At 70.2% G+C, this 18,887-nt stretch carries 18 protein-coding genes and 1 pseudogene; 6 read left to right on the top strand and 13 right to left on the bottom strand.

The genetic code is table 11. The features are described 5' to 3' along the window. The 5 genes and pseudogenes from VGD32_RS07070 to thiE all read right to left on the bottom strand — a co-directional run. A pseudogene (locus VGD32_RS07070) lies at positions 1–263 on the bottom strand (hypothetical protein); the annotation flags it as partial. A 160-nt stretch (positions 264–423) separates the two neighbouring features. Next, positions 424–1,449 (bottom strand): cytochrome d ubiquinol oxidase subunit II, encoded by a 1,026-nt coding sequence (gene cydB / locus VGD32_RS07065; protein ID WP_331031199.1) that lies wholly within the window; start codon positions 1,447–1,449, stop codon positions 424–426. Next, entirely contained in the window at positions 1,446–2,840 is a 1,395-nt protein-coding gene (locus VGD32_RS07060) for a cytochrome ubiquinol oxidase subunit I (protein ID WP_331031198.1), read from the bottom strand. Before VGD32_RS07060 ends, cydB begins: the two co-directional genes overlap by 4 nt. 103 nt (positions 2,841–2,943) lie before the next feature. Further along, entirely contained in the window at positions 2,944–4,635 is a 1,692-nt protein-coding gene (locus VGD32_RS07055; protein WP_331031197.1) for a sensor histidine kinase, read from the bottom strand. Between the two features lie 75 nt (positions 4,636–4,710). After that, entirely contained in the window at positions 4,711–5,370 is a 660-nt protein-coding gene (thiE, locus tag VGD32_RS07050) for a thiamine phosphate synthase (protein WP_331031196.1), read from the bottom strand. 145 nt (positions 5,371–5,515) lie between these two features. On the opposite strand from thiE, the gene VGD32_RS07045 reads away from it, so the two are divergent. The 5 genes from VGD32_RS07045 to VGD32_RS07025 all read left to right on the top strand — a co-directional run bounded on the left by VGD32_RS07045 (position 5,516) and on the right by VGD32_RS07025 (position 8,513). Then, positions 5,516–5,701 carry a (2Fe-2S)-binding protein gene (locus VGD32_RS07045; RefSeq protein WP_331031195.1) on the top strand — a complete coding sequence of 62 codons (186 nt, stop codon included), beginning with the start codon at positions 5,516–5,518 and terminating at the stop codon, positions 5,699–5,701. 160 nt (positions 5,702–5,861) lie between these two features. Next, positions 5,862–6,362, top strand: coding sequence for a bacterioferritin (bfr, locus tag VGD32_RS07040; protein WP_331031194.1), 501 nt, complete (start codon positions 5,862–5,864; stop codon positions 6,360–6,362). Between the two features lie 42 nt (positions 6,363–6,404). After that, positions 6,405–6,950 (top strand): TspO protein, encoded by a 546-nt coding sequence (locus tag VGD32_RS07035; protein WP_331031193.1) that lies wholly within the window; start codon positions 6,405–6,407, stop codon positions 6,948–6,950. Between the two features lie 92 nt (positions 6,951–7,042). After that, complete coding sequence (gene efp / locus VGD32_RS07030) at positions 7,043–7,609, top strand: elongation factor P (protein WP_331031192.1); 567 nt, start codon at positions 7,043–7,045, stop codon at positions 7,607–7,609. A gap of 100 nt (positions 7,610–7,709) precedes the next feature. Then, on the top strand, positions 7,710–8,513 hold the full coding sequence (locus VGD32_RS07025; protein ID WP_331031191.1) for an inositol monophosphatase family protein: 804 nt from the start codon (positions 7,710–7,712) through the stop codon (positions 8,511–8,513). A 181-nt stretch (positions 8,514–8,694) separates the two neighbouring features. Here VGD32_RS07025 and glyS read toward each other — a convergent pair whose 3' ends face one another. Genes glyS through VGD32_RS07010 form a run of 3 tightly spaced genes read right to left on the bottom strand, consistent with a single transcriptional unit; the run spans position 8,695 to position 12,049 of the window. After that, positions 8,695–10,752 carry a glycine--tRNA ligase subunit beta gene (gene glyS, locus VGD32_RS07020; protein WP_331031190.1) on the bottom strand — a complete coding sequence of 686 codons (2,058 nt, stop codon included), beginning with the start codon at positions 10,750–10,752 and terminating at the stop codon, positions 8,695–8,697. Beyond that, entirely contained in the window at positions 10,752–11,165 is a 414-nt protein-coding gene (locus tag VGD32_RS07015; protein ID WP_331031189.1) for a hypothetical protein, read from the bottom strand. The genes glyS and VGD32_RS07015 overlap by 1 nt, the downstream gene beginning before the upstream one ends. Continuing rightward, positions 11,162–12,049 carry a glycine--tRNA ligase subunit alpha gene (locus VGD32_RS07010; RefSeq protein WP_331031188.1) on the bottom strand — a complete coding sequence of 296 codons (888 nt, stop codon included), beginning with the start codon at positions 12,047–12,049 and terminating at the stop codon, positions 11,162–11,164. The genes VGD32_RS07015 and VGD32_RS07010 overlap by 4 nt, the downstream gene beginning before the upstream one ends. A 132-nt stretch (positions 12,050–12,181) precedes the next feature. Here VGD32_RS07010 and VGD32_RS07005 point away from each other — a divergent pair, with 132 nt between their 5' ends. Continuing rightward, entirely contained in the window at positions 12,182–12,919 is a 738-nt protein-coding gene (locus tag VGD32_RS07005; protein ID WP_331031187.1) for a polysaccharide deacetylase family protein, read from the top strand. 3 nt (positions 12,920–12,922) lie between these two features. Here the strand turns inward: VGD32_RS07005 and VGD32_RS07000 are convergent, their stop codons facing one another. The 5 genes from VGD32_RS07000 to VGD32_RS06980 all read right to left on the bottom strand — a co-directional run. After that, positions 12,923–13,846, bottom strand: coding sequence for a hypothetical protein (locus VGD32_RS07000; RefSeq protein WP_331031186.1), 924 nt, complete (start codon positions 13,844–13,846; stop codon positions 12,923–12,925). Between the two features lie 106 nt (positions 13,847–13,952). Next, complete coding sequence (locus VGD32_RS06995; protein ID WP_331031185.1) at positions 13,953–14,516, bottom strand: fasciclin domain-containing protein; 564 nt, start codon at positions 14,514–14,516, stop codon at positions 13,953–13,955. 215 nt (positions 14,517–14,731) lie between these two features. After that, complete coding sequence (locus VGD32_RS06990; RefSeq protein ID WP_331031184.1) at positions 14,732–15,598, bottom strand: 4-(cytidine 5'-diphospho)-2-C-methyl-D-erythritol kinase; 867 nt, start codon at positions 15,596–15,598, stop codon at positions 14,732–14,734. Positions 15,599–15,601: 3 nt separating this feature from the next. Further along, positions 15,602–17,425, bottom strand: coding sequence for a tetratricopeptide repeat protein (locus tag VGD32_RS06985; protein WP_331031183.1), 1,824 nt, complete (start codon positions 17,423–17,425; stop codon positions 15,602–15,604). Positions 17,426–17,481: 56 nt separating this feature from the next. After that, the coding region (locus VGD32_RS06980) for an electron transfer flavoprotein-ubiquinone oxidoreductase (protein WP_331031182.1) at positions 17,482–18,887 on the bottom strand (1,406 nt) is incomplete at its 5' end.

Genomic DNA, 18,887 nt, shown 5'->3' with positions numbered 1-18,887 from the left:
GCCGTCGGGATGGGCGCGGGACGCACCGGCGCGGGCGTCGCCAGCGGGGCGGGCGCGGGGGTCGTCGCGAGCGGCGTCGCCGGGGACGGCTCGGGCGCCAGATAGGCCGCCGGGCGCGGCGGGCCGCTGTTGAGGCTGCTGGTGATGTCGGAGCCGGGCGGCGTTTGCGGCGGGCTCTGGGGCGAACCCTGCGGCGAGCCTTGGGGCGCAGTCTGCGGCGACGCGGCGAACAGCAGGGCGGCGGCGGAAATGACGGTGATCATGGCGCCGACTGTCGCCCCTCAGCCCATGAACGGCAAGGCCCTGAGCGCCCAGGCGATCGCGGCGGTGACGGCGGAGGCCCCGGCGGCGAGGCCGACGAACCACAGCAGACGCTTCCACAGCGGACCCGGCGCGTCATCGGGCCCCGGCGGCGGCTCGACCCTAATGATAGCCGGCCTCCGGCGTAACCTTGCCGCGGAACACCCAGTAGACCCAGCCGGTGTAGGCCAGGATCAGCGGCAGGATCGCCGCGGTGCCGACCAGCATCAGCCCCAGCGCATTGTCCGGAGCGGCGGCCTGACGGAAGTCCACCGCATAGGGGGCGACGTAGGGGAAGAAGCCCATGGCCAGGCCCGCGTATCCGGACAGGAACACCAGCACCGCCCCGGCGAAGGGCCAGACGTGCGAGGCGCGGGCGACGCCGAGGGCGACGGTAGCCAGTCCGGCCAGACCCAGCAGCGGCACGACGCTGAGCGGCAGGAAGCGGGCGAGGTCGAAGCCGTCCCCTGTCCAGCCCCAGCGCTCGGCCACGAGCGGATGGACGACCAGGGTCGAGAGACTGACGCCCAGCAGGAACAGGGCGGTCAGGACGCCGGCGAACAGGGCCCAGCGCCGGGCGTCGCCGTGCAGGGCGTCGCTGGTCTTCCACATCAGCCAGGTCGCGCCCAGCAGGGCGTAGCCGCAGACGAGACCGGCGGCCACCAGAAGGGTGTAGGGGGTGAACCAGTCGAACGTCCCGCCGGCGAAGCGGCTGTCGGCGACCTCGACCCCCTGGATGAAGCCGCCGAGGATCAGGCCCTGGGCGAAGGCGGCGAGGATGGAGCCCAAGGCGAACATGGCGGTCCAGAAGGGCCGGCCGCGGCGCTGGCCGCGGAAGCGGAATTCGAAGGCCACGCCGCGCAGGATCAAGCCGGCCAGCATCAGGATGACCGGCAGGTAGAAGGCCGGCATGAGGATCGAATAGGCGAGCGGGAAGGCCGCCAGCAGCCCGCCCCCGCCCAGCACCAGCCAGGTCTCGTTGCCGTCCCACACGGGGGCGATGGTGTTCATCATCACATCCCGGTCCTCACGCGAGTGCGAGAACGGAAACAGGATGCCGACGCCGAGGTCGAAGCCGTCCAGCAGGACGTAGAGCAGGACGGCGACGGCGATCAGCCCGGCCCAGACGAGAGGAAGATCGAGGCTCATTGCGGATCTCCGGGCGCTTCGTCCGGGGCGGCGGCGAGCGGCGTCCCGGGCGCGCGCCGGCCCTCCGGCTTCGGCGCCACCTCGCCGGGGACGGGACCCTCGTCGAGCAGGCGCAGGATGTAGACGGCCCCGGCCACGAACACGACGGCGTAGACGGTGATGTAGATCAGCAGGGAGGTCAGGACCGATCCGGCGGTCACCGGCGAGACGGCGTCGGCGGTGCGCAGGACGCCCTGGACGACCCAAGGCTGGCGCCCGACCTCGGTCACGATCCAGCCGGCGATGACGGCGACGAAGCCGGCCGGCCCCATGGCCACGGCGAACCGCAGGAACCAGCGGTTTTCGGTCAACCGCTTGCGCCAGGCCAGCCATGCGCCCCACAGGCCGAGACCGATCATCAGCAGCCCCAGCCCGACCATGACGCGGAAGCTCCAGAAGACGAGGAAGACCGGCGGCTGATCCTCCGGCGGCACGGCGTCCAGCCCGGTGACGACCTCGCCGGGCGGGGCCACGATGATCCCCGCCCCCGGCACGGCCAGCTCGAAATGATTGGACCGGGCGGCGCGGTCGGGAATGGCGAACAGGATCAGCGGGTGGTTGGCCCTGGTCTCCCAATAGGCCTCGATGGCGGCAAGCTTCTGCGGCTGATGCTCTTTGGCCACCTCGCCCGACCAGTGCCCCGCGAGAAGCTGAAGCGGGGCGACGACGGCCAGCAGGCCGACGGCCATGGTCAGGGCGATGCGGCTCTCGGCCTGCTCCCGGTCGCGCAGCAGCTGCCAGGCCGAGGCCCCGCCGACGACGAGCGCCGTCGTCAGGAAGGCGGCCATCAGCATGTGCGCCAGCCGGGACGGGAAGCTGGGGTTGAAGATCACCTCCATGAAACTGGTGGCGACGAAGCGGCCGTCGGGCAGGATCTCGAAGCCCTGCGGCGTCTGCATCCAGCTGTTGGCCGACAGGATCCAGAAGGCGGAGATGGTGGTGCCGATGGCGACCAGGACCGTGGCGAGGAAATGCAGGCGCGGGCCGACCTTCTTCCAGCCGAACAGCATGACGCCCAGGAAGGAGGCCTCGAGAAAGAAGGCGGTCAGCACCTCATAGGCCAGCAGCGGGCCGATGACGCCGCCGGTCAGGCGGATGAACTCCGACCAGTTGGTGCCGAACTGGTAGCTGAGGACGATGCCGGAGACGACGCCCATGCCGAAGCTGATGGCGAAGACCTTCACCCAGAACAGGTAGAGGGTCTTGAAGGCGTCGCGCTTCGTCGCCAGCCACAGACCTTCGAGCACCGCGAGGAACGCCGCCAGGCCGATGGTGAAGGCCGGGAACAGGATATGGAAGGCGATGGTGAAGGCGAACTGCAGTCGCGACAGCAGCAGCGCATCGAATTCCACGGCGGGACATCCTCACTGAGCGGGCGTCCGCACAATGCGCCCGGGACCGGCAAAGGTCCATTGGGCCATCCGCCGCGCGGCGGATCGCCGCGAAGCTTCGCCGTCAGGCGGCGGGGAGCTCGACCCAGAAGGCGGCGCCTTCGCCGGGTGTGGAGACCACGCCGATCGTACCGCCCTGCAGCTCGACCAGCCGCTTGGCCAGGGCGAGGCCGATGCCGTGGCCCTCGACGGTCGAGCGCTCGAGGCCGAGGCGGTTGAAGGGCTCGAACAGCTGGGCCTGTTTCTCGGCCGACAGGCCGGGGCCGCGGTCGATGACCTCGATCCGGACGCCGTCGTAGATCTTGCTGGCGCGGAATACGACGAGACCGCCGGAGCCGCCGTATTTGACCGCGTTCGAGGCCAGGTTGGCCACCACCTGCGTCAGCCGCTGGGAATCCGCCAGGGCCACGAGGCCGTCGCCCTCGCTGACCACGTGCATGCGGATGTCCCGGGCCTCGGGGCGCAGGGCGGTGGTGCGGCGCACGTCCTCGAGCACGCCCGGCACGTCGGTGGGGCGCAGGTCGACCTTGACCGCGCCGGACTCGGCCCGGGCGACGTCCAGCAGGTCATGGGCGAGGGCCTCGACCTGGCGTGCGGTCTTGACCAGCATGTCGGCCATCTCGCCCTGGGTCGGGGTGATCTCGCCCAGCTGGCCGGTCTTCCACAGCTCGCCGATGCCGATGACGCCGCCGACGGGGCTCTTGATCTCGTGGGCCACGTTGGCGAGCAGGCGCGACTTGGCCTCGGACGCCCGCTCGGCGCGCAGCTGGCCGGCCTTGGCCCGGTCCGACAGGCGGTCGCGCTCTTCCAGCAGCGAGGCGACCAGCAGGATCGGCATGCAGCCGAGCAGCACCATCAGCTGGGCCAGCAGCGCCTGGTCGGCGAGGCTGGGGCCGGCCGAGATGAACGGACCGCGGCCCATCATGGCGCCGCCTACGGCGGTGATGGCCACCAGCACAAGGGCGGTGGAGACGCCGAGCACGCGGAACCGCGCGGCGAACAGGATCAGCACCGGCACGACGACGAAGCCGATCTGCACCTGGGACTGGAAGAAGACGCCGACGCAGACCGCCACGAGCAGGGCCAGCAGGACGGCCGCCTCCACCGCCCGGACGGGATTGCGCAGCATGACCATATGGCGCCGGGTCAGCGACAGGCCGAAGGCGCCGAGCACGGCGATGCCGAGGGCGTGGCCGAACCACCAGGTCTGGAAGGTGTAGAACGGGTCCGCGTCCTGCAGCAGGTACAGGGCCCCGGCCGCCGCGGCCGCCGCGGGGATCGGGGCGATGACGGCGGCGCTGAGCAGGAAGCGGCAGGCGCCGTCGACCGTGGCCAGGTTCAGCGTCGGCGCGAACCGCCGGGCCAGCAGGACGGCGGCCACGATCTCCATCATGTTGAGGACCGTGAATACGGCGCTCAGAAGGTAGGAATTCCCGGCCAGCAGCTCTCCGGCGACGATGCCGGTCGCCAGCAGGCCTCCGAAGCAGAGGTCGTAGGACGGGCCGCGCGCGTTCCTCAGCCAGACGGCCACGGCGAGGCCCCCCGCGCCCCAGAGGGCGGCGACGAGGCCGGCGGTCCGGGCGAACTGGATGCACAGCACCACCAGCACCAGCACGGCCATGGCGGTGAAGATCGGGGCCAGCGGCTCGCGGAAGAAGGCCACGGCGCTGTTGACGGCGATCGGCGCCTCGGCGCGCGGTTTCGGCGCGGTCTCGGGGGCCGCAACCGGTTCTGAGGGATCGAGCGCGCGGCTCATGAGCATTGGGGTTCCGGGGAAGCGGCCGTGTCTTCCGGTTTCCTTAGCCCGGCGCTTCCTAATATCCCCTGAAGGTCAGGCGTTTGCGGCAAGCGCCCGGTTGAAGGCGCGGACCGCGGCGGCGGGACCTTCCGGGTGACTCCAGACCGCCGAACTGACGGCGACGAAATCCGCCCCGGCCCGGGCCAGTCCGCCCGCGTTTTCGGGCGTGACGCCGCCGATGGCGACGCAGGGAACCTCGACCGTCTCCTGCCAGATGGTCAGGATCTCGGGATCGGGCCGGTGCGCGGTCTCCTTGGTGGTGGTCGGGAAGAAGGCGCCGAAGGCCACGTAGTCGGCGCCCGCCTCGGCCGCGTCCATGGCCAGTTCCCGGCTGTCGTGACAGGTCACGCCGATCATGGCCTCCGGCCCGAGGATGCGCCGCGCCTCGGCCAGGGACGCGTCCGACTGGCCGATGTGGACGCCGTCGCAGCCGGCGCGCCGGGCCAGGTCCGGCCGGTCGTTGAGGATCACCGCCACATCGCGGGCGCGGGCGACCGGCGCGAGGGCCGCGACGGCGGCGAGGACGGCCGCGTCGTCGGCCCCCTTGAGCCGGATCTGCAGGGCGGCCACGTCGCCGGCGGCGAGCGCCTCGTCCAGCGTGCGCGCGAAGGCGGCGAGGTCGGCGATCTCCGGCGGAGTGATCAGATACAGCCGGCAGGGCGGACGCGGCGGGACGACGGGTTCTCTGGCCATGCCGGGGAAGTGCGGCGGCCGACGTCCGACGTCAATCCCGCCTCCGTACAACAGCCTACGTACAGTTCCGGAATGCGAACGACTTGCATTCGCCGGACCTCAGATGTTATGGAGAGTCATTCGCAATCTCTCGCGGGTTCGTCCCTTGTACGTCTGCAACTGCAATGGCCTTCGCAAGCGTGACGTCGCCTCGGCCATCGAGGCGGGCGCGACGCGTCCGAAGGACGTGTTCGACCGACACCAGTGCCGCCCCCAGTGCGCCCGCTGCGTCTGCGAGATGCGCGAGATGATCGACGAAACCCGGCAGTCCTTCGCCCTCGCGGCCGAATAGCCCGCCCTCCCCGGCCGAGGGGAGATTCATTCGCATTTTCAATGTTCTGAGAAGTGTTCGCAGGTGAACACAAGGCCTGATTCCGTGTTAATTACGGCTGACAGGCGCGCGTGATTCAGACCGTCAGGCCGACGGACGCACCGCGGACGAAAGAACGACGATGAAGGGCGATCCCGCGATCATCCGCACCCTCAACGCGGTGCTGACCAACGAGCTCACGGCGGTCAACCAGTACTTCCTGCACGCGCGGATGTTCGAAAGCTGGGGTCTGAAACACCTCGGCCAGATCATCTACGACGAGTCGATCGGCGAGATGAAACACGCCGACAAGCTGATCAAGCGGGTGCTGTTCCTCGACGGCCTGCCCAACCTGCAGGACCTGCACAAGCTGCGCATCGGCGAGAGCGCGGTCGAATGCCTGGGCGCGGACCTGCAGCTCGAACTCGGCGGGCGCGACACCCTGCTGGCCGGCATCGCCCAGTGCGAGGCGGCCTCGGACTACATCAGCCGCCAGATCCTGACGGAGATCCTCGCCGACACCGAGGAGCACATCGATTTCCTGGAGGCCCAGCACAAGCTGATCGAACAGCTGGGCGAGCAGAACTATCTGCAGTCGGCCATGACCGAGATCGCGCCGGACCGCAGCGCCACGGGGAACTAGGCCCCTCCCCGCCCATTCCGGTCCCGACAGGAGGGTTCCGGCATGGCCAGCATCGACAACGCCCTGGACGACGCGCGCGACGCGGCGACCGACTTCCTCAACGCCGAGGGCCGCCATCCCGGCCACGTCGCGCTGGGCGTGCTGTTGACCGTCGGCTTCGCCCTCGCGGCGACGGCCTTCGCCAGCCGCACGGTTCGTCCGCAGCCCCGATATCTGGCCGAGGACGACGCGCCGATCACCGAGCGCCAGCGCGGACCGTTGAGCCTGATCCTGCCGGCCGTGTTCTCGGTCACCACCCTGTCGGCGGTGCGGGTGTGGAACGCCCCGGCCAGCCGCGAGCGCGCCGTGGCCATGGGCCTGTGGGCGGCGGCGCAGGCGCTCAACGCCGTCTGGATCGCCATGCGGCCGGCGAGCCGTTCGCTGCAGATCGGCGCGGCCATGTCGTCGGCGGGCCTCGCCGCGGCCTTCGCCCATGAGGCGCGCAAGCTGGACGCGCGCGCGGGCAAGCTGGCCGCCCCGAGCGGTTCCGGGGTGCACCTGGCCAACCTGGTGCAGAAGAAGGCCGAGGGCCGGCCGACGGTGCACTAGGCGACCGCCGCCTTGCCGGATGACCCGGCTTCCTCTAGGGAGCCCCGTCGCGCGCGCCGTCAGGGCTGCGCTCCAAACCTTCCGAGACACCGATGAAGATCAACGGCAACACCATCAAGCCCGGCATGGTCCTGCAAGTGAACGGCGGCCTGTGGGTCGTCACCAAGGCCAGCCACGTCAAGCCGGGCAAGGGCGGCGCCTTCGCCAACGTCGAGGCCAAGAACCTCGAGACCGGCAACAAGCTGAACGAACGCTTCCGGTCGGAAGACAAGGTCGAGCGCGTGACCCTGGAGCAGAAGGACTACAGCTACCTCTACGACGGCGGCGACACCCTCGTGTTCATGAACGACGAGAACTACGAGCAGATCGAACTGCAGAAGGACTGGGTCGGCGAGGAGCGGATTCCGTACCTGCAGGAGGGCATGAAGGTGGTCATCGAGAGCCACGAGGATCGCCCGATCGGCCTGTCGCTGCCGGATCAGGTGACGCTGGAAGTCGTCGAGACCGAGCCGACGGTGAAGGGACAGACCGCCTCGTCGTCCTACAAGCCGGCCATCGCCAACAACGGCATCCGCATCATGATCCCGCCCTACATGGGCGTCGGCGAGAAGATCGTCGTCGACACCACCACCGGCGAATACGTCCGCCGCGCGGACTGATCCCATCCATCGGCTCCGTCCGGGGCCGACGAGCGTTTGAACTTCTCCGCATGTCCGGGCCGACCGCCTTTGCAGGACATGCGGATCAGGAGATTCCCCCATGGCTCTCGCCTCCGCCCTGCTGCAAGTGATGATGGACGCGGTCCGCAAGACCGCCCGGCCGATGCTGCGCGACTTCGGCGAGGTCGCCCAGCTGCAGGTGTCGCGCAAGGGGCCGGGCGACTTCGTCACGGCGGCCGACATCAAGGCCGAGGACACCCTGTACGAACTGCTTATGAAGGCGCGGCCGGGCTACGGCTTCCTCGGCGAGGAGCGGGGCCTGATCGAGGGCACCGACAAGTCGCACATGTGGATCGTCGACCCGATCGACGGCACCACCAACTTCATGCACGCCATGCCGCATTTCGCCATCACGGTGGGGCTGCAGCGCACGGCGCCGGACGGCCATTCCGAGATCGTCGCGGGCGTGACCTACAACCCCGTCATGAACGAGCTGTTCTGGGCCGAGAAGGGCAAGGGCTGCTATCTGAACGACCAGCGCATCCGTGTGGCCGGGCGCCGCGACCTGTCGGAGAGCCTGATCGCCACCGGCCTGCCGTTCATCGGCAAGACGGGCCACGCCCAGGCGATCAAGGACATCCACGCGGTGGGCCAGCGGGTGGCCGGCATCCGCCGCCTCGGCTCGGCGGCGCTGGACTTCGCCTGGGTCGCGGCAGGACGGTACGACGCCTATTACGAGCGCAATCTGCAGCCGTGGGACGTGGCGGCCGGCATCCTGTTCGTCACCGAGGCGGGCGGCATCGTGACGACCATCGACGAGGACGGTGATCCGATGACCGGTGGGCAGATCCTGGCGGCGAACACCGAACTGCATCCGCAGCTGCGGAAGGTGCTGCGGGGTTGATCACCTCTCCATCGGCGAAGGCCGATGGGGAGGACAGATCGGCGCGCCAGCGACGATCAGGTGGGGGCGGCGCCGGCCGATGCAGGTTCGCGCCGGACTCCCTGACCGCCTGCGCCGCCCCCTCCTGACCGCTTCGCGGTCTGTCCTCCCCATTCGCCTTCGCTCATGGGGAGGTGAACGGTCAGCCGCTGATCATCCCGAAGTCCGCCACCCGGCCCATGACGGCGCGCACCTGACCGAGCAGTTTCAGGCGGTTGTCGCGTTCCTCGGCCACGTCGGAGTTGACCATCACGGCGGTGAAGAAGGCGTCGACCGGGGCGCGGAGGGCGGCCAGCGCCCGCATGGCGGCGGCGAAGTCCTCGGCCTGCAGGGCGGCGTCGACGGCGGTCGCGGCGGTCGAGACGGCGGCGATGAGGGCCGTCTCCTCGGCCGGGGCGCCGGTCAGGGTGACGGGCTCTCCGGCGGGCAGCGGGCCTTTCTTCTCCTCGGCCTTGAGGATGTTGGAGGCGCGCTTGGAACCGGCCAGCAGATTGGCCCCGTCGTCCGTGGCGAGGAAGGCGTCGAGCGCCTCGACCCGGCGGACGATGCGGACGAGGTCGTCGTCGCCGAGCGCGAAGACGGCGTCGACGAGATCGTGGCGCTTGCCCTGGTCGCGGAGGAGGACCTTCAGGCGGTCGGCGAAGAAGGCGACGAGGTCGTCAGAGAACTGCGTCTCGCTGCTTAGCCTCGCGCCCCTGACGATCATCACGCCCGCCGGCTTCATCATCTGACGCAACGGCGCTCTCGCACCGTTCCCCAGCACCAGCCGGATCACCCCCAGCGCCGCGCGCCTTAGGGCGAACGGGTCCTTCGATCCCGTCGGCTTCTCGTCGATGGCGAAGAAGCCGACGAGGGTGTCGAGCTTGTCGGCGAGGGCGACGGCGACCGTCAGGGGCGCGGTCGGGACGGTGTCGGCGGGGCCCTGCGGCCTGTAGTGGTCGCGGACGGCGTCGGCGATGGCGTCGGGCTGGCCGAAGGCGCGGGCGGAGTAGCCGCCCATGACGCCCTGCAGTTCGGGGAATTCGCCGACCATGCCGGAGGCGAGGTCCGCCTTGGCGATGCGGGCGGCGGCCTCGGCCTGATCCGGGTCGGCGCCGACCAGCGGGGCGATCTCGCGGGCCAGGGCCGCGATACGCTCGACGCGTTCGGCCAGCGTGCCCAGTTTGGCGTGGAAGGTGACGCCTTTCAGCTTGTCGTTCCAGACGTCAAAGCCGGTCTTGAGGTCCTCGTCCCAGAAGAAGCGGGCGTCGTTCAGGCGGGCGGAAAGGACGCGGCTGTTGCCGGCGGCGAGGGCCTTGCCGCCGTCGGAGGCCTCGACATTGGCGACGACGACGAAGTGCGGGGCCAGGCGGTGGGTGGCCGGGTCGCGCACGGCGAAATATTTCTGGTGCACCTTCATCGACAGCTGCACCACCTCGGGCGGCAGGTCGAGGAACTGCGGGTCCATGTCGCCGAGGATGGGGGTCGGCCATTCGGCCAGGCCGGCGACCTCGTCCAGCAGGCCGTCGTCGTCGACGAGGGCGAGGCCGCGGTCGCGGCAGACCTTCTGCGACGCCTCGAGGATGCGCAGCTTGCGGTCGGCGACGTCGAGGAGGACGTGGTGGTCCTCCACCTTGCGGCGGTAGTCGGCGAAGTCCCTGACCGCGAACGGCTTGCCCGAGCCGAGGAAGCGATGGCCCTCGGTGATGTCGCCGCTGTGGACGCCGTCGATCTCGATCGGAACCACATGGCCGTCGAACAGGGCCACGATCCGTTTCAGCGGGCGCACCCAGCGCAGGGTTCCGGCGCCCCATCGCATCGACTTGGGCCAGGGGAAGTTGCGCACGATCTGCTCGACCATGGTGGGGATCAGCGCGGCGGTGGACTGGCCCTCATGGCGGATCACGGCGAACAGGACGCCGTCGCGCTCGGTCAGCTGATCGCGGGTCAGGCCGGTCTTGCGCAGGAAGCCGTCGAGCGCCTGTTCGGGGGCGTTGGCGCGGGGGCCCTTGAGCTCCTCCTCGCGGTCCGGCGTGGCGGCGGGCAGGCCCTCGACCACGAGGGTCAGGCGGCGCGGGCCGGCGTATGTGGTCAGGGCTTCATAGGTCAGGCCGGCGGCCTTCAGCCGGTCGGCCGCCATGCGCTCGAGATCGCGCGCGGCGCCGGGCTGCATGCGGGCGGGGATTTCTTCGGAGAACAGTTCGAGGAGAAGCTGGGGCATCAGGCGGTCCGGCGCTCGATCGCGAGCATCAGGTGGGGCGGCGCGCCGTCGCGGGCGGCGAAGGTGACGAACAGCGTCAGGGGCGCCGCAGAGACCGCCGCCGACTGGAAGGCGAGGAACAGGTCGCGTTCGAAATAGAGGTCGGCGTTGACGCCGTGCTCGTTCTCGTCGACGTAGCCGCTGGTCCCTTCCGGCGAGTGGTCGATCATGCCGAAGCGGACATGGACCGGCGTCGGCCCGGACCGACCTTCCAGCTGGACCTCGATCGGTTCGAGCGTGGTCCACTCCGGCGCGGTCGCACCCATTTCCATCGGCATGCGCAGCTGATCGTTGGCGAAGACGAGGCAGCCGGCGAGCGTCGGCTTAGACTCCGGGCGGCGGCCCTTCAGCGAGACGACCCGGTCGTCGCTCACGCGCGCGCCCTTTCCTGCTCGACCCATTCCGTCGCACAGGCTTTGCACAGGTCGCGGATGCGGCCGATGTAGCTCTGGCGTTCGGCGACGGCGATGGCGCCGCGGGCGTCCATCAGATTGAACAGGTGCGAGGCCTTCAGCACCTGGTCGTAGGCGGGCAGGACCAGGGCCTGGTCCTGCGGGCCCTTCATGGCCAGGAAGCGTTCGACCTCGGCGACCATGTCCTCGAAGCGGCGTTTCAGCCCATCGACGTCATAGCCGTGGAAATTGGCCTCGGACTGCTGGCGCTCATTCTCGAGGAAGACCTCGCCGTAGGTCAGGCCCTCCCTGGTGAACTTCAGGTCGTAGACGTTGTCCACGCCCTGGACGTACATGGCGAGGCGCTCCAGCCCGTAGGTCAGCTCGCCCGAGACGACGTCGACCTCGATGCCGCCGACGCCCTGGAAATAGGTGAACTGGGTCACCTCCATGCCGTCGCACCAGACCTCCCAGCCGAGGCCCCAGGCGCCGACGGTGGGGTTCTCCCAGTCGTCCTCGACGAAGCGGATGTCGTGCAGCTTCGGATCGATCCCGATCGCCGCCAGCGACCCCAGATACAGCGCCTGCAGATCGTCCGGGTTCGGCTTCAAAATCACCTGGTATTGGTAATAGTGTTGTAATCTATTGGGATTTTCGCCGTAGCGGCCATCGCCGGGGCGGCGGCTGGGCTGGACGTAGGCCGCCTTCCAAGGGCGCGGGCCGAGGGCGCGCAGCACGGTGGCCGGGTGCAGGGTGCCAGCGCCGACCTCGATGTCATAGGGCTGGAGGATCGCGCAGCCCTGATCGCCCCAGTATTTGTGGAGCGTCAGGATCAGGTCCTGGAAGGCGAGCGGTTCGGTGGTCACAGGCGCTTGTTTTCGTCCGGGGGAGAAGGCGGCGGACCCTAGGGCCGAGGCTCGGCAGTTTCAACCGAAGTGAGACTCTCACGGAATCCGTGAAAACGTTCCTTAAGTGCCCAATGGCTACAGATCGTAGCCATGAAGCAGATCGACCAGATGCGTCGGCGGGCCGCGCGGTATCTCGCCGTGGAGGCGGTGGAGATCGCGCCGGCCAAGGGCGTGTTCTCGCTGAGCTTCGACGACTTTCCGGCGACGGCCTGGACCGAAGCGGGGCCGGTGCTGGCGGCGCATGGAGTGAAGGCGACCTACTATGTCTGCGGCGGCCTGTGCGGCGGCGTGAACATGGACCGCGACCAGTACCGGCTGGATCATCTGCAGGCGCTGCATGCGGCGGGGCACGAGGTGGGGTGCCACACCTTCGGGCACACCAGCGCGCTGAAGATGGATGCGGAGGCGCTGCGGCTAAGCCTCGACGCCAATGCGGCGTGGGTGGCGGAGAGGCTGGACGGGCACCGGATGACGACCTTCGCCTGGCCGTTCGGGGATGCGACCGTGGGAGCCAAGCGGCTGGTGCGCGAGCGGTTCGATCTGGCGCGAGGCGTGCGCGACGGGGTCAACGCCGGACGCGAGGACCGGTCGCTGATCCGGTCGATCGGGCTGGAGAGCCGGCGGTTGCCCGGGTACGACCTCGAAGGGTTGATGGCCGAGGCGGCGGAGCGGCGCGGCTGGCTGACGGCCTACGGGCACGATGTCAGCGACCGGCCGACCGACTACGGCTGCACGCCGGACGATCTGGACCGGGTGATCCGGCTGGCGAAGGCGGCGGGGCTGGAGGTGCTGCCGGTGGCGGCGGCGTGGGACGTGGTGAAGCGCTAGCAGTTACGCCGCCTGGCGCATCTCCGCCGCCTTGCGCGCATCGGCCCATTTGATCAGCGCGGCCCGCGGCCAGGCGACGATCCACGAGCGGGCGGTGTATTCGCCCGTCTCGATCAGGGCGGCGCGGGTCGGGGAGCTGGTCGCGGCCCGTTGGGTATGGATGTCGCCGGGACCCTGATGGACCATGAAGGCGCCGTGCTTCAGGGGATTCAGGCGCAGATAGGCCAGGCGCGGGCTGATCTGCTCCAGCGGCGGATCGTAGAACCACGACGAGCCGAGCATGCCGGCCATCTCGGGGCGACGTTTGAGGATCTCGGCGGCCGTGGCCCAGGCGCGGTCCCAGCCGGCCTCGTTGAAGTCGGACAGTTCGCGGCTTTCGGTATGGACCTCCAGCCACGGCTTCCAGGCCTGGGCGGCGGCGTAGGCCGGGATCACCGACCAGCCCCAGCCCTCGCGGGCGTGGCGGAGGATCTGGCCCGGGCCCATGGGCGACGACAGGTCGATCATCTGGGTGCGGGCGCCGGGGACGCTGAGGACCAGGGCGATGCGCACATCCTTGGCCCAGAAGTCGCGGTCATAGGGATCGGCGCCGGCGGTCAGGAAATCGGCGAGGCGGCCGATCCATTCCGGGTACAGCTCCAGCACCGCCGTCGGCAGGTCGGCGGCGGGAACCCGCGCCGGCATTTCCAGCGCCCAGATGGCCACGAGGGCGCGGCGGTGGTCGTCGGTCAGGGCCTCGCCGAAGACGGCCTGCAGCGCCTCCTCCGCCCGGTGTCCCGGCTGGTCGAAATCCCAGTGCGGGGCCGATGCGGCGGCCGCGTCGGCGGCGGCGTCCTTGAGGCCATGGAGGCGGGCGCGATCCTCGGGCGTGACCCGGGCCAGCACGGCCTCGAAGGCGGCGATTTGGGCGGGGGTCAGCGTTTCCATGCCGCCACGATACACAACAGCGGTTGGCCGACCGTTAAGGCCGCCGGGGACACGAAAAAGGCGGCGGACCGGAACCCGCCGCCTCTCGCATCGTCCCCGCGGGCGATCAGGCGCCGGCGGCGGCCGGAGCGGCGGCCGGGGCCGCATTGGGGTTCAGCACCGCGTCGATCACGAAGACGCCGCCGTTGGAGGCGTCGATCTCGGCCTGGGTGACCTTGGCGGTTCCCACGGCGATGGCCTCGCCGGTGCCGTCGATGGTGATCTCGACGCCGCCGCCGGTGGCGACCGGGCCGCGCGCGCCCTTGATCTGATCGGTCGTCAGCTCGGTCACGATGACGTGGTAGAGCATCAGGTTGCGCAGCTCCTGGGCGTTGGCCGGGTCGAGCAGGCGGGTGCGGTCGGCCTCGGGCAGGGCGGCGAACGCCTCGTCGGTCGGCGCGAACAGGGTGATGGCCGGGCGGGTCGCCAGGACTTCGGTCAGCTGGGCCTGGTCAAGGGCGCGCAGGAAGGTGGTGAACTGGCCGCGCTCCTTCAGCACGTCGATGACGGTGCCAGCGGCCGCAGGGGTCGCGGCGGCCGGAACGGTCTCGGGCGCGGTCTGGGCGATGGCGGCCGGTGCGGCCAGCAGGGCAGCCGCGGCGGCCGCGGAGAACAGCGTAGTGCGAAGCATCAGTATCCCTTTTCTTCGTCAGGAGACCGCGAGGCGAATGGACGTGCGGCCGTGATGATGAAATTCGTCCCGGCGGTACCGGAGCGTCCTTCTGGGTTCCATATTGGCGTCAGTTGCGGCGAAACATCTGAATCCATGAGGTAATCTCAAGGCGATTCAGCGATGAACTGCACAATACCGACGATATGCGGCCACAAAGCCTGGCGCGCCGGCACCTAACCCAGATTCGTCGGCCTGATCCACCAGCCCGGATGATTTTCGGACAGGCGGCCGGCGGCGGCCGCTGCGGCGGCGGGGGTTTCGAACAGGGCGAAGACCGTGGCCCCCGACCCCGACATGCGGACCAGCCGAACCTCCGGCGCCGTCGCGGCGGCGGCGAGGACCTCCGCTATGGCCGGCGCTCGGGCCACGGCGGGAGCCTGCAGATCGTTGCGCCGCCCGGCCAGCCAGTCGGCTACAGTGGCGACGTCCCAGGCGGGGGGCGGTTCCGGCCGCTCCGCGGAGGCGGGGGGGCCGGCGTCGTAGGCGCGGTAGACCTCGCCCGTCGGAGAGGCGACGCCGGGATTGATCAACAGGGCGGGCAAGGACGGCAGACGCGGCTCGAACGTCAGCCGCTCGCCCCGGCCCTCGGCCCAGGCCGCGCGCGCGTGCAGGCACATCGGGCCGTCGGCGCCCAACGTCCCGGCGATCTCCGCCAGCGCCGCATCATCGAGGTCGAGGCCCAGGGCGTCGCGCGCCAGCTTCAGCGCCGCTCCCGCGTCGGACGACCCGCCGCCAAGGCCGGCCGCAACCGGCAGGCGTTTGTCGAGGGTGACGGCCAGCGACGGCTCGCCCGTGCCCGCCGCCTCGCCAAGGGCCCGCAACGCACGCAGGATCAGGTTGTCGTCCTGCGCCGACAGGCCGTCCGCGAACGGCCCGCGGACGTCCAGCGACAGGCGGTCGGCAGCCTCCACCGTGACGATGTCGCCGATGTCGGCGAAGGCCACGAGGCTGGCCAGCGGATGATAGCCGGCGGCGTCCACCGGGCCGACGTGGAGGAACAGATTGACCTTGGCCGGGGCGAGGGCCTCGCGCGTCGCCATGCCTCAGGGCTGGCTGCCGGTCGTGGGCGCGCCCGGCAGGCCGGCGGCCAGCTTCTGCTCGACCTCGGCGCGGCGTTCGGGTTCCGGCTCCAGCGTCAGCACCCGGTTCCACTGCCAGCCAGCCTCGCGCCGCCGCCCGACCTGCCAGTAGGCGTCGCCAAGATGGTCGTTGATCTCGGCGTTGGCCGGCTGTTTGGCCACGGCCTGTTCCAGCGTCTCGACCGCGGTCTCGTACTGCCCGCGCCGGTACTGGGCCCAGCCGAGCGAGTCCTGGACGTTGGCGTTGCGGGGATCGGCGGCGAAGGCCCGCGCGATCATTTCCGCCCCCTGCTCGACCCGGCGGCCGCTGTCGACCCACAGATAGCCCAGATGATTCAGCAGCACCGGATTGTCGGGCGCCATCTGCAGGGCCGTCCACAGCTCGGCCTCGGCCTCCTCGATCCGGCCCAGCCGTTCGAGCGTCCGGCCCCGGTCGAAGCGCAGCTCGACTGACTGCTGGGCCGTGTTCACGGTCGGCCGGTTGAGAACGGCGAGCGCCTCCTCGTAGCGCCCGAGGTTGAGATACTGGTTGGCCAGCAGGCGCGAGACGACGACCTGTTCCGGCGCGGCGGCGTCGGCGCGCAGGAACGCCGCGAGCGCCTCGTTGTGCCGCCCCTCCTCCGCCAGGCTGACGCCGAGACCGAGCTGGGCGCTGGCGTAGACGATCGGGTTGGCGCTGCCGACCCGGGCGAAGGCCGCACGCCCGGCGGCCGGCTGTTTCGCCTCGATCAGGCTCTCGGCCAGGCGCAGGGTGATACTGTCCTCGGGGCTCAGGGCCTCGGCCAGACGCAGATAGATGGCCGAGAGTTCGTAGACCTCGACCTGGCTGGTCTCCATGGCGGCGAAGGCGAGGGCGTCGGCGGCGATCTCGCGCACCGTCGGCGCGGCGGGCGCCCGCCCCCCGTTGCGCATGCGACGGCCCGCAGCGAGGGCGCGGGGGTCCGGAGCGTCGCCGGTCAGCGCCGCGGCATAGACCGCGAGCGCCTCGTCGCGCCGCCCCTGCCGCTCAAGGAAGGCGCCGTAGTGGACGCGGAACAGTCGCGCTCCGTCGGGGATGGCGAGCAGGGCCTGGTACTCCGCGTCGGCCTCGGCGAAGCGGCGGCGGCTCTCCAGCAGCTGCGCCCGCTGGTCCCGCAGCACCAGCCCGGCGGTCTCGTTCGTCGGCGCCTCGACCGGCTTCAGCGCCGTGCCCCAGTCGCCGCCGGCCGCGGCCACGGCCGGAAGCAGATAGGTGGTCACCGGGCCGTAGGGATCGGGGAAGGGCTCCGCCTGCATCAGGGCCAGGGCCCCCGCCCCGTCGCCGTCGCGAAGGGTCTGGACCACGGCGGCCAGGCGTCCGGCGCCCGCGAACAGGGGGGTGTCGGAAACCGCGGGCGCTAGCCGGACCACGCCGTCGATGTCCCCAGAGAACAGGCTGGCGAGGAAGGCTTCTCCGCCAAGCTGAGGCTGCTCGGGGGTCAGGCGCTGGCTGAGGGCCAGAAGCTCGGCCCCCGCCGCCTGCTCGCCCCTGAGGCTGGCGATGCGGCCGGACAGATAGAGACCGTAGGCGGACTGGCCGTCGGCCGTGAAGGGGGCCGGCGCCCAGACGGCGGGAATGGGCGGGGCGGCCGGTTCGCCGGCCGGCGCCTCCGCCGGCGGCGTCGCCTCGCCGGGCAGAGGGACGATGACAGGCGGCCCCTCTCTCATCGGCGGATCGACGACGACCGGCGCATCCTGCGCCGCGACGGACGGAGCGAAGGCCAGCAGGGCGCAGCCGGAAAGGAGCAGGCGAAGGGAGATCAGGCGCATGGCGGGAGCCTCACCGGATTATGAGGCCCCGGCAAGGCCCTTCGCTTACGGCGTTGTCACATATTCGGGTAGTTGGGCCCACCGCCACCCTCGGGCGTGGTCCAGACGATGTTCTGCGACGGATCCTTGATGTCGCAGGTTTTGCAGTGGACGCAGTTCTGGGCGTTGATGACGAAGCGCGGATCGGTCCTGGCCGCCTCGTCGCCATAGACCACCTCATAGACCCCGGCCGGGCAGTAGAGGCGGGCGGGCTCGCCGTACTTCGGCAGGTTGATCCGGATCGGAACCGACGGATCGAGCAGCTTCAGATGCGCCGGCTGGTCCTCGGCATGGTTGGTGTTGGAGACGAACACCGACGACAGCTTGTCGAACGACAGCGTCCCGTCGGGCTTCGGATAGAGGATCGGCTTGTGTTTCGCGGCCGGTTCGGTCGAGGCGGCGTCGGTCTTTCCGTGCTTCAGCGTGCCGAACAGCGACAGGCCGCCGAACAGGGTCTGGAACCACATGTCGAACAGGCCCAACGCGCCGCCGAGCGAGGTGCCGAAGCGGGTCAGCAGCGGCTTGGCGTTCCGGACGCGCTTGAGCTCCTGATAGACCCAGCTGTCCTCGTAGGCGGCCTGGTATTCGACCAGCTGGTCCCCGGACCGGCCCGCCATCACCGCCTCATAGGCGCAGTCGGCGGCGAGCATGCCGGTCTTCATGGCGTTGTGGCTGCCCTTGATGCGCGGCACGTTGACGAAGCCGGCCGAGCAGCCGATCAGCGCGCCGCCGGGGAAGCTGAGTTTCGGAACCGACTGGAAGCCGCCCTCGGTGATGGCGCGGGCGCCATAGGAGATGCGCGTGCCGCCCTCCAGATGCCCGGCGATGGACGGATGGTGCTTGAAGCGCTGGAATTCGTCGAACGGCGACAGGAACGGGTTCTTGTAGTTCAGGTGCACGACGTAGCCGAGGGCCACGTAGCGGTCGCCGAAATGGTACATGAAGCTGCCGCCGCCGGTGAATTCGTCGAGCGGCCAGCCGGTGGTGTGCTGGGCCAGGCCGGGCTGGTGCTTGTCCGCCGGGACCTGCCACAGTTCCTTGATCCCGATGCCGAATTTCTGCGGTTCGGCGGTGTCGCACAGGTTGTGGCGGGCCATGATGGTCTTGGCCAGCGAGCCGCGCACCCCCTCGGCGATGAAGACGTATTTGCCGTGCAGTTCGATGCCCGGCTGGAAGTCGCCGGTCGGCTTGCCGTGCCGGTCGATGCCGAAGACGCCGGCGACGACGCCCTTCACCCGGCCGGTCTCTTCTTCCCAGACCACGTGGCTGGCGGCCATGCCGGGGTAGACCTCGACGCCCAGCGCCTCGGCCTGCTCACCCAGCCAGCGGCACAGATTGCCCAGGGAGGCGATGTAGCAGCCGTCGTTGTGCATCAGCGGCGGGAGCAGAAACATCGGCAGGGAGGCCTCGCCCTGCGGGCCGA

It is taken from the genome of Brevundimonas sp., assembly GCF_036402095.1.
Lineage (GTDB): Bacteria > Pseudomonadota > Alphaproteobacteria > Caulobacterales > Caulobacteraceae > Brevundimonas.
Note: the sequence above shows the minus strand (reverse complement) of the source record. Positions and strands in the feature narration are given on the sequence as shown.

Coding starts and splice junctions, on each gene's coding strand:
- cydB (WP_331031199.1), bottom strand. CDS start 1,449: ATGAGCCTCGATCTTCCTCTCGTCTGGGCCGGGCTGATCGCCGTCGCC.
- VGD32_RS07055 (WP_331031197.1), bottom strand. CDS start 4,635: ATGAGCCGCGCGCTCGATCCCTCAGAACCGGTTGCGGCCCCCGAGACC.
- thiE (WP_331031196.1), bottom strand. CDS start 5,370: ATGGCCAGAGAACCCGTCGTCCCGCCGCGTCCGCCCTGCCGGCTGTAT.
- bfr (WP_331031194.1), top strand. CDS start 5,862: ATGAAGGGCGATCCCGCGATCATCCGCACCCTCAACGCGGTGCTGACC.
- VGD32_RS07035 (WP_331031193.1), top strand. CDS start 6,405: ATGGCCAGCATCGACAACGCCCTGGACGACGCGCGCGACGCGGCGACC.
- efp (WP_331031192.1), top strand. CDS start 7,043: ATGAAGATCAACGGCAACACCATCAAGCCCGGCATGGTCCTGCAAGTG.
- VGD32_RS07025 (WP_331031191.1), top strand. CDS start 7,710: ATGGCTCTCGCCTCCGCCCTGCTGCAAGTGATGATGGACGCGGTCCGC.
- glyS (WP_331031190.1), bottom strand. CDS start 10,752: ATGCCCCAGCTTCTCCTCGAACTGTTCTCCGAAGAAATCCCCGCCCGC.
- VGD32_RS07005 (WP_331031187.1), top strand. CDS start 12,182: ATGAAGCAGATCGACCAGATGCGTCGGCGGGCCGCGCGGTATCTCGCC.
- VGD32_RS07000 (WP_331031186.1), bottom strand. CDS start 13,846: ATGGAAACGCTGACCCCCGCCCAAATCGCCGCCTTCGAGGCCGTGCTG.
- VGD32_RS06995 (WP_331031185.1), bottom strand. CDS start 14,516: ATGCTTCGCACTACGCTGTTCTCCGCGGCCGCCGCGGCTGCCCTGCTG.
- VGD32_RS06990 (WP_331031184.1), bottom strand. CDS start 15,598: ATGGCGACGCGCGAGGCCCTCGCCCCGGCCAAGGTCAATCTGTTCCTC.
- VGD32_RS06985 (WP_331031183.1), bottom strand. CDS start 17,425: ATGCGCCTGATCTCCCTTCGCCTGCTCCTTTCCGGCTGCGCCCTGCTG.